This window comes from Bacillus sanguinis, from assembly GCF_018332475.1.
Taxonomy (GTDB): Bacteria; Bacillota; Bacilli; order Bacillales; family Bacillaceae_G; genus Bacillus_A; species Bacillus_A sanguinis.
In genome coordinates this window covers 1-7,891 of sequence record NZ_BOQB01000071.1, presented here as the reverse complement: position 1 = coordinate 7,891, position 7,891 = coordinate 1, and the positions used below count along the sequence as shown (strand labels likewise).

At 33.3% G+C, this 7,891-nt stretch carries 6 protein-coding genes and 2 pseudogenes; 4 read left to right on the top strand and 4 right to left on the bottom strand.

Translation table 11 applies throughout. The features are described 5' to 3' along the window. Positions 1–3: 3 nt before the first annotated feature. Positions 4–449, bottom strand: a pseudogene (locus KI369_RS29470) (stress protein). A 223-nt stretch (positions 450–672) separates the two neighbouring features. Between KI369_RS29470 and KI369_RS09925 the strand changes: the two are divergent. Both KI369_RS09925 and ltaS read left to right on the top strand, forming a co-directional pair. Continuing rightward, complete coding sequence (locus tag KI369_RS09925; protein WP_144611710.1) at positions 673–2,298, top strand: ABC-F family ATP-binding cassette domain-containing protein; 1,626 nt, start codon at positions 673–675, stop codon at positions 2,296–2,298. A gap of 517 nt (positions 2,299–2,815) precedes the next feature. Then, the gene (gene ltaS, locus KI369_RS09920; protein WP_212955838.1) at positions 2,816–4,789 is read left to right on the top strand and encodes a lipoteichoic acid synthase; all 1,974 of its coding nucleotides are present in this window, start codon (positions 2,816–2,818) and stop codon (positions 4,787–4,789) included. Between the two features lie 61 nt (positions 4,790–4,850). On the opposite strand, the gene KI369_RS09915 is transcribed toward ltaS, so the two are convergent. The 3 genes and pseudogenes from KI369_RS09915 to KI369_RS09910 all read right to left on the bottom strand — a co-directional run bounded on the left by KI369_RS09915 (position 4,851) and on the right by KI369_RS09910 (position 6,809). Then, positions 4,851–5,522 (bottom strand): TerC family protein, encoded by a 672-nt coding sequence (locus KI369_RS09915; protein WP_212955837.1) that lies wholly within the window; start codon positions 5,520–5,522, stop codon positions 4,851–4,853. Positions 5,523–5,654: 132 nt separating this feature from the next. Beyond that, positions 5,655–5,857: pseudogene (locus tag KI369_RS29855) on the bottom strand (DUF3841 domain-containing protein); the annotation flags it as partial. A gap of 124 nt (positions 5,858–5,981) precedes the next feature. Continuing rightward, the gene (locus tag KI369_RS09910; protein WP_000551429.1) at positions 5,982–6,809 is read right to left on the bottom strand and encodes a peptidoglycan-N-acetylglucosamine deacetylase; all 828 of its coding nucleotides are present in this window, start codon (positions 6,807–6,809) and stop codon (positions 5,982–5,984) included. 217 nt (positions 6,810–7,026) lie between these two features. On the opposite strand from KI369_RS09910, the gene KI369_RS09905 reads away from it, so the two are divergent. Together KI369_RS09905 and KI369_RS09900 are read left to right on the top strand one after the other, a co-directional pair. Continuing rightward, a complete protein-coding gene (locus KI369_RS09905) occupies positions 7,027–7,287 on the top strand; it encodes a hypothetical protein (RefSeq protein ID WP_212955836.1) in 261 nt (86 codons plus the stop codon). Between the two features lie 365 nt (positions 7,288–7,652). Then, on the top strand, positions 7,653–7,891 hold a 239-nt coding region (locus tag KI369_RS09900; RefSeq protein ID WP_212955835.1), incomplete at its 3' end, for a DNA alkylation repair protein.

The window sequence follows — 7,891 nt, the reverse complement described above, 5'->3', positions numbered from 1 at the left end:
TTCTTAGTTAATAAATTTGTCCATTACATCTTTATATTGTGCAAATTCTTCATCTTTCATATCGCTATTCATTTGTAAAAGAAAATTGCCTTTTGCGTGTGTATAAGTGAATAGCATAGGAGCAGAAATTCCTAATTCATCGTAATATTTCTTAACTTTTTCTAGGTCTTCTTTCTTTGTAATTTCGAATAAACGACCGCCTTTATCTTCACCAAGAGCAGGTACGATAATACGTTTTCCTTCTTTTCGAAGGTTGCCAAATTCTTTTTGCTGTTGATTGGTTGGATTTTCTGCTTGGAAACCAGCATTTTTAAATTCAGAGATAATTGAATTGACATTTACTTTCGTATCTTTTTTCTCTTGTTTTGATTCAGTAGGTGCTTTGCATTGTTATTACTACATGCGATTAAGGAAGTAAGAGATAAACATAATGCTCCAATGATAAATATTTTCTCTTTACATTATGAAATTTGCTTCTATATAATATTGTTTCGTTAAAAATATACATTTTATTCAAGGTAGAAAAGGGATGAATAGTAATCAACCGTTGCTATTCATCCATCTTCTACTATATAATAGCTATAGTCTACAATAATTGAGTCGTAATATGCGATTTTTTAAGACAATCGGTGAGAAAACGCTGAAATAAGCGGTATTAGTAGGAGGACACAAATGATTACAGTAAGTAACGTTAGTTTGCGTTTCGCGGATCGCAAATTGTTTGAAGATGTTAACATAAAATTCACGCCAGGTAACTGCTACGGTTTAATCGGAGCAAACGGTGCTGGTAAATCGACATTTCTAAAGATTTTATCTGGAGAAATTGAACCATCAACAGGTGATATACATATTACGCCAGGTGAGCGTCTAGCAGTATTAAAACAGAACCACTTCGAGTATGAAGAGTTCGCAGTATTAGAAACAGTAATTATGGGTCACACGCAACTTTACAAAGTAATGCAAGAGAAAAATGCCATTTACATGAAAGAAGACTTTAGTGATGAAGATGGTATGCGTGCTGCTGAACTTGAAGGTGAATTCGCTGAGCTTAACGGTTGGGAAGCAGAATCAGAAGCTGCAATCCTTCTTAAAGGTTTAGGTATTGGTGAAGATCTTCATGATAAGAAATTGTCAGAATTAACTGGGGCAGAGAAAGTAAAAGTATTACTTGCTCAAGCTTTATTCGGTAAACCAGACATTCTATTACTAGATGAGCCTACCAACCACTTGGACTTAAAAGCGATCCAATGGTTAGAAAACTTCTTAATGAACTTTGAAAATACAGTAATCGTTGTATCCCATGACCGTCACTTCTTAAATAAAGTTTGTACACACATGGCTGATCTTGATTTCGGTAAAATTCAACTTTATGTTGGTAACTATGACTTCTGGTATGAGTCAAGCCAATTAGCTTTAAAATTAACGCAAGATGCTAATAAGAAAAAAGAAGAGAAAGTAAAAGAGTTACAAAACTTCATTGCACGCTTTAGCTCAAATGCATCTAAAGCGAAACAAGCAACTTCTCGTAAAAAATTATTAGATAAAATTACTTTAGATGATATTAGACCATCCTCACGTCGTTATCCATTCGTTGGCTTCACACCTGAGCGTGAAGTAGGAAATGACTTATTAACTGTTGAAGGTCTTTCTAAAACAATTGATGGCGAAAAAGTGTTAGATAATGTGTACTTCACTTTAAATAAAGGTGATAAAGTTGCATTTATCGGTCGTAACGATATTGCGATGACAACATTATTTAAAATTCTTATGGGTGAAATGGAGCCAGATAGCGGTTCATTCAAATGGGGCGTTACAACATCTCAATCTTACTTCCCAAGAGATAACTCTAAATACTTTGAGAACAGTGACTCTAACTTAGTTGATTGGTTACGTCAATTCTCTCCACAAGATGAGTCAGAAAGCTTCTTACGTGGTTTCTTAGGCCGTATGTTATTCTCAGGTGAAGAAGTTAAGAAGAACGTTTCTGTATTATCTGGAGGCGAAAAAGTTCGTTGTATGTTATCTAAAATGATGTTAAGTGGTGCAAACGTAATTACACTTGACGATCCAACGAACCACTTAGACCTTGAGTCTATTACCGCATTAAACAACGGTTTAATCGCATTCAAAGGTACAATGTTATTCACATCTCATGACCATCAGTTCGTACAAACAATTGCAAACCGCATTATTGAAGTAACGCCAAACGGTGTAATCGATAAAGAGGCTACTTACGATGAGTTCTTAGAAAATGAAGAACTTCAAAAACAAGTAGATGCAATGTACAAAGGTCAATAATAAATGATGAAAACCTCGCTCTCGTTTTGAGAGCGAGGTTTTTTTATAAACTGTATTTTATGGATTATGAATAATTATTCGAAAATAATTTTATTGAAGGAAAGAGATTTGAATGTTGCACATAGAAGAATGGCTGAAGCATAAATAATTGAGGAAATATAATATATATTGAAAAAATAAATGTATTCAATTGTGAATTTAATTATATTACATTAATGTTCCAGAACTGGAGACATATTTATTTGCGAAGAAGTGAATAAAAGTATATAGTATGTGATGTCATAATTAGTGGATGAATTTTGGGAGAAAACAGGGAATGTTACAAATTTATTTTGTTAAATAGAAACCAAGGTCAAAATGTCTAGAAAGAAATAGTTGAATAAATACTAGCTTCAAATTATAATTACTAGTATTCTTCATATAGTTAAATAAATAAAATCTATTTGAAGATAAAAAATTGAATAGAGAGACAGACTTATAAAAAAATAAGCCTTGGATGATCAAAAGAGGTGGAGAAATGAAACAATTCTTATTAAAGAGCAAAAGTGTGTTAAGCAATCATTTTGGATTCTTTCTGTTTGCCGTTATTTTATTTTGGCTCAAAACATATGCAGCTTATGTAACGGAATTTAATTTGGGAATTTCAAACACGATCCAAAAATTCTTGTTGTTTTTCAACCCGCTTAGTTCAGCAGTGCTATTTTTAGGACTTGCATTATTTGCAAAAGGAAAACGATCTTATATTTGGTTAATTGTTATCAACTTGTTATTGTCGATTCTTTTATACGCAAACGTCGTATACTATCGCTTTTTCAGTGACTTTATTACCTTCCCGACATTAACACAAACGAATAACTTTGGAGATTTAGGTGGTAGTATTGTTGCGTTGCTACATCTTTATGATCCGCTATACTTCTTAGATACAATTATTTTAATTGCATTAGTAGCAACGAAATTTGCAAATCCAAAACCAATTCGTGTTGCGAAATATAAAGTATCACTAGTATTTGTAGCAGGTATTTTATTATTTAGTATTAACTTAGGACTTGCAGAATCTGACCGTCCTGAATTATTAACAAGAACGTTTGATCGTAATTATATTGTGAAATATTTAGGAGCATATAACTATACGATTTATGATGGTATTCAAAGTGCAAAAGCATCAACGGAAAGAGCGTTAGCTGATGGAGATAATATGACAGAAGTAAGAAATTATTTAACATCAACTTACGCAAGTCCAAACCCTGAGTATTTCGGTAAAGGTAAGGGAATGAACGTAATTTATATTCATTTAGAGTCATTCCAAAACTTCTTAATTGATTATAAATTAAACGGTCAAGAAGTTACGCCGTTCTTAAACTCATTCACAAAAGATGCGAATACGCTTTACTTTGATAACTTCTTCCATCAAACAGGACAAGGGAAAACGTCTGATGCGGAGTTTATGTTAGAGAATTCTATGTTTGGTTTACCACAAGGATCTGTATTTACAACGAAATCTCATAACACGTATCAATCAGCGCCAGCAATTTTAGGACAACAAGGATACACATCAGCTGTATTCCATGGTAACTATAAAACATTTTGGAACCGTGACGATATTTATAAATCATTTGGTTTTAATAAATTCTTTGATGCTTCATACTATGATATGAACGAAAAAGATGTAGTAAACTATGGATTAAAAGATAAACCATTCTTTAATGAATCCATTCCGTTATTAGAGACATTGAAACAACCGTTCTATACGAAGTTTATTACGTTATCGAATCACTTCCCGTATCCAATTGATAAAGAGGAAGCGACAATTGAACCTGCGAACACAGGTGACTCGTCTGTAGATACGTATTTCCAAACAGCACGTTATTTAGACGAATCTGTAAAAGGTTTCATCGACTACTTGAAACAATCTGGTTTATACGATAATTCTATTATCGTTATGTATGGAGACCATTACGGTATTTCAGATAATCATAACGCAGCAATGTCAAAAGTAATGGGTAAAGAAATTAACTCATTTGAAAATGCACAGTTACAACGTGTACCGTTAATCGTTCGTGTACCAGGTGTGAAAGGTGGCGTACAGCATCAATACGGTGGTGAAATTGACGTTCTTCCAACTCTTTTACACTTACTAGGTACAGATACAAAAAATTATGTTCAATTCGGTTCTGATTTATTATCACCAGATCATAAACAAGTCGTTGCGTTCCGTAATGGTAACTACGTAAGCCCAACAGTTACTGCATTAAACGGTAAATACTATGATACAACGACTGGAAAACCAGTAGAATTTACAGATGAAATAAAACAAAATGAACAAATGGTTCAAAGCTCGCTAAAATATTCTGACCAAGTCGTAAATGGTGATCTATTACGATTCTACACACCGGAAGGATTTACACCGACAGATCGTTCGAAGTATAACTATAACAATCGTGATAAAAACAAAACGAAGGTAAAAACGGCTCCGGAAGGGGAAGCTAAATAAATATTAAAAAGCGCTACTCATATGAGTAGCGCTTTTGTTTGTAACTAAAATTACATTGGCATTATATAGTATTATCTTTAGTTTTTTGCTTCATCTTTCCAAAGAACACTACACCGAAAATGATAACAATGATGAATGCCCATTTAATTAAAGGATTACTCTCAAAAAATGCAGCAAACCATTTCTCATCTACAATCATTTTCGCAGCGGTATAAGCTAAAACTGCTGCTCCAATCGTAATGATAACAGGAAAACGATCTACCCATTTTAAAATTAATGTACTGCCCCATACTACTACAGGAATAGAAACTAATAATCCGATGATTACTAAAGAGAAATTGCCATGCGCAGCTCCTGCAACAGCAAGAACATTGTCTATACCCATTAATGCATCAGCAATAATAATAGTTTTAATAGCAGACCAAAACCCTTCTTCTGCCTTAATATCATGATCTTTGCCTTCAGCAATTAATTTGTAAGCGATCCATATAAGGAGTACACCACCAATTAGAAGTAGCCCTGGTATTTTTAACAACCAAACGACAACTAAAGTAGCGAGGGCTCTAATCGCGATTGCCCCGATAGTTCCCCATATAATAACTTTCTTTTGTTGATCTTTCGGTAATCGTCTTGCTGCTAATCCAATTACAATGGCATTATCACCTGCTAACACTAAATCAATTACAATAATGGCAAGCAAGGCTGACAAATATTCAGCTGAAAGAAAATCCATATATATCCCCCCTTAAGAGTAATATGTGCTAAAGTGTTGATAATATAAAAAAATAGGATTGAATTTGTATATTCAATCCATAATTTCTTACTGTATTTTGATAAATATTTTTTGCTTTTCGTTTCTCGTTCTTCATTTTCGATTCATCTTTTTAATACGATTTTCTTTTCTACTATCACAGTTATCACTTCTGATTGTATGAATAGATGTATCTTACTTAGCACGAAAACGCCTTACTTTTTTTACGAAGGAGAGAGGGATTTTACCGATAACATCTTTTTTTACGAATCCTCTTTACCTTTATACCAAACAGCATGTGATGTTTTTAAATTAAATTTAAGTGATCTTTAATTTGTATTGATATTAGAGAAGAGGGAGGTTGAGTCTAATATACGAGGAGTAATTCCCAAAACGATAAAAAGACTTGATTACCGAATAAAGGAAATCAAGTCTTTTTCATTACATACGATTATCATGCCAGAAGTTTAATGGGAAGTGTTCATTCTCGCTATAGGCTTCTAATTCATATCCTTTTTCTTTCAGCCCTTTAATAATACCAGGTACTGCTTTTACGGATTGTGGATGAATGTCGTGCATAAGGATAACTTCTGTTGGCTTGTTAGCACCATTAATAACGTTTTCTACAATTTTAGCTGATGCAGCGTCAACAGGCATTTTGTTATATCTCCAGTCTAATGAATCAATTGTCCAATCCCAAACTTTTAGCCCATTCTCAACAACTTTGTTACGAAGTGCTTCGTTTAATCCTGGCATTGAGCCGTAAGATGGACGAGTTAATACTGGCGATTTACCTAGAACGCCAGCGATTAATCCTTGGTCTTCTTTCATCTCATCTACATAATGACCTTCTGTGTAAAGTTTCTTGTAGTTATGAGTCATACTGTGCATCCCAACGTAGTGGCCTTCAGCATCTTCGCGTTTTACAAGATCAGGGAAAGCTTTTACATTTGAACCAATAAGGAAGAATGTTGCTTTTGCATTTTCTTTCTTCAACATATCTAAAAGCTCAGCTGTGTATTTTCCAGGACCATCATCAAATGTTAAATAAGCTACTTTTCTAACTTGCCCATTATATTGTTTAGGAGCTTCTTTCGGTGCAAGAGATGATTGAATTTCACTTACAAGTTGAACAGATTTTGCTTCATCTTCTGTACTTGCTAAAGCAGTATGTGCTGATCCTAAAGCTGCTTCGTATGTAAATAATACCCCCGCGCAAATCAACATAGCCCTTTTCACTAAAGTTGTCATTCGAATTCCATTGTGCATAATTTTCCTTCTCTCTATAAAAGTTCTACTCTACTATATTAGCAATTATAGGTATGGAAATGCAAAAAAACTTTTTTACAAGCGCAAGAAAGTTTGTCCAAAAGTATGCAAGATTTTAAAGGAATGGTCTTTTTAAAGAAACGTCATAAAAAATTGGATAAATTGAATTATGAATTGGAAACAATACAAGAGATATTAATTTTAGGAGGTGCTTTAATTGAATTATAAAAAAATGCTTTCTATATTTATGACGAGCATATTTACGGTAGGATTGTTAATTGGTTGTAATCCAGCTCCAAAAGATGAAAAGGAGCCAGATCCAACGGAGGAACCTTCTGAACAAAGACAGGAGGAAAAAAATGAAAAACAAGATCCTGCTAAAGAACAAAATGATGAGTTAAACAAAAAGGATGAACAAGAACCAGATCCAACAGAAGAGCCATCTGAGGAACAAAAGAAGAAAAAAGAAAATGAGTAGTCGAACAGTAATGAATTGTATAGCTTAACACATCGAATATTTTCGGAAAACATAAACCACTTTTCGCCTTAAAAGGAAAGTGGTTTATAATTGTATATGGGCTAATGAGTGTGAAAAATATAGATAGCCAAACTTATTTTTATCTTCATATACGTAACTTATAAAGAAAAGAAGCTGTATACCATACTTAGTAGATGAAAAAATATATTTTCTTGCTAATAAATAAGGAGACGGTATATTTTTTGGATAAATTTAAAATTTCACATACCGTATTTTAAAAATAAATATAGGAAAACCAAAAAGTAATGTAGAATATATCGTACATACATATATGAAGTCAACATAAAAGATAAAGAGGTGGGTATATGTTACTTGAGGAAGTAATGCAGCAACTAGAGGAATATGGAACAGAACAAAATCGTAAAACGTATAAAAATCACGGAGCGAAAGAGCCACTATTCGGAGTTAGTTTTGCCAATTTAAAATTGTTAAAAAAGAAGATAAAAAAAGATCACGATTTAGCAATTTCTTTATGGGAAACTAAAAATATGGATGCGATGACTTTAGCAACGGTGATTGTAGATCCGAAAAAAGTTACGACAGA